Origin of the sequence: Methyloceanibacter marginalis, from assembly GCF_001723295.1 — a bacterium.
Lineage (GTDB): Bacteria > Pseudomonadota > Alphaproteobacteria > Rhizobiales > Methyloligellaceae > Methyloceanibacter > Methyloceanibacter marginalis.
In genome coordinates this window covers 1-1840 of sequence record NZ_LPWD01000284.1, presented here as the reverse complement: position 1 = coordinate 1840, position 1840 = coordinate 1, and the positions used below count along the sequence as shown (strand labels likewise).

Here is a 1840-nt window from a genome sequence, read left to right as displayed (position 1 = left end):
GACGAGCTCGACACGAGCAATGTGGCGCCCATGACGCGGGTCGAGGCCATGACCATGAAGAAGCGCAAGGACGAGGTGACGGACGGTTTCTGCGCCGACGACATCGTCAAGAACGCGCCCGCGGTGGACGATCACTATTTCGTCGTGCCGAAAATCGTCGAGTAGCCCCCGTGACCGATCTGACAGACCTCACCATCGTCGAGGCCCGCGAAGGCCTGCGCGCCAAGTCCTTCTCCGCGGCAGAGCTGACGCAAGCACATCTCGACGCAATCGAGACGTCGAATGCGGCGCTCAACGCCTATGTGCTGCCGACACCGGAACGCGCGCTCGAGATGGCCAAAGCGAGCGATGCAAAGCTTGGCACGGGCGAGGGCGGCGCGCTCGAAGGCATCCCGCTCGGCATCAAGGATCTGTTCTGTACCCGGGACGTGCGCACCACGGCGTGCTCGCACATTCTCGATGGCTTCACGCCGACCTACGAGTCGACCGTCACCGCCAATCTTTGGGCGGAAGGCGCGGTGATGCTCGGCAAGCTCAACAATGACGAGTTCGCCATGGGATCGTCCAACGAGACGAGTTTCTACGGCGACGTGGTCAATCCCTGGCGACGCGACGGCTCGGACGCGCCGCTCGTGCCGGGCGGTTCCTCCGGCGGTTCCTCGGCGGCGGTCGCCGCGCGGCTCTGCTTGGGCGCCACGGCGACGGACACGGGCGGGTCGATCCGCCAGCCGGCCGCCTTCACGGGGACTGTCGGCCTCAAGCCCACCTACGGGCGCTGCTCGCGCTGGGGCATCGTGGCCTTTGCCTCGTCGCTCGATCAGGCCGGGCCGATCACGCGCACCGTACGCGACGCCGCCATCATGCTGGGCGCATGGGCGAGCCACGACCCGAAGGACACGACCAGCGCCGATTTGCCGGTGCCCGATTTCGAGGCGGCCGTCGGCCAGGGCGTCAAAGGGCTCACCATTGGCATTCCCAAGGAGTATCGCGTCGAGGGCATGGCGCCTGAGATCGAGGCGCTGTGGCAGCAGGGCATTTCCTGGCTGAAGCAGGCCGGCGCCGAGATCAAAGAGGTGAGCCTGCCGCACACCAAATATGCCCTGCCGTCTTATTATATTGTCGCGCCGGCGGAAGCATCGTCGAACCTCGCGCGCTATGACGGCGTGCGCTATGGCCTGCGCGAGAAGGGCTCCGACGTGATCTCCATGTATGAGAACACGCGCGAGGCGGGTTTCGGCGCCGAGGTGAAGCGGCGTATCCTGATCGGCACCTATGTGCTGTCGGCCGGCTATTACGACGCCTATTACTTGAAAGCGCAGAAGGTGCGGACCTTGATCAAGCGGGACTTCGATCAGGCCTTCGAGACCGTCGATGCGATCCTGACGCCGACCACGCCGGGACCGGCATTCGCGGCCGGCGAGAAGTCGGGCGACCCGCTCGAAATGTATCTGAATGACATCTTCACGGTGACGGTGAACATGGCGGGGCTGCCGGGCATGTCGGTGCCGGCGGGGCTATCGTCGGAAGGCACGCCGCTCGGTCTTCAGCTGATCGGGCGCGCTTTCGACGAGGAGACGTTATTCCGGGCGGGCCGGGTGATCGAGGAAGCGGCGGGGCCATTGTCGAAGCCCGCTGATTGGTGGAGCAAAGCGTGATGGCCGGGAACGATCGCCTGCTGGTGTCTTCGGGCAGTCCCTATGAGAAAACCGTCGGCTTCAGCCGGGCCGTGCGCGTGGGCAATCTCGTGGCGGTCAGCGGCACCACGGCCGCCTCGGGCGGCAAGCCCGTGGCGATCGGCGATGCGGAAGCGCAGACCCGCGCGATCTTCGAGACCATCGCC

The 1840-nt window shown here is 65.8% G+C and carries 3 protein-coding genes; all 3 read left to right on the top strand.

The features are described from left to right. On the top strand, positions 1 to 165 hold a 165-nt coding region (gene gatC / locus AUC71_RS10905; RefSeq protein ID WP_083238296.1), incomplete at its 5' end, for an Asp-tRNA(Asn)/Glu-tRNA(Gln) amidotransferase subunit GatC. A 5-nt stretch (positions 166 to 170) separates the two neighbouring features. Further along, the gene (gene gatA, locus AUC71_RS10900; protein WP_069624288.1) at positions 171 to 1655 is read left to right on the top strand and encodes an Asp-tRNA(Asn)/Glu-tRNA(Gln) amidotransferase subunit GatA; all 1485 of its coding nucleotides are present in this window, start codon (positions 171 to 173) and stop codon (positions 1653 to 1655) included. After that, positions 1655 to 1840, top strand: a 186-nt coding sequence (locus AUC71_RS10895) for a RidA family protein (protein WP_483127806.1), incomplete at its 3' end; no start/stop codon positions are given. The genes gatA and AUC71_RS10895, both read left to right, overlap by 1 nt.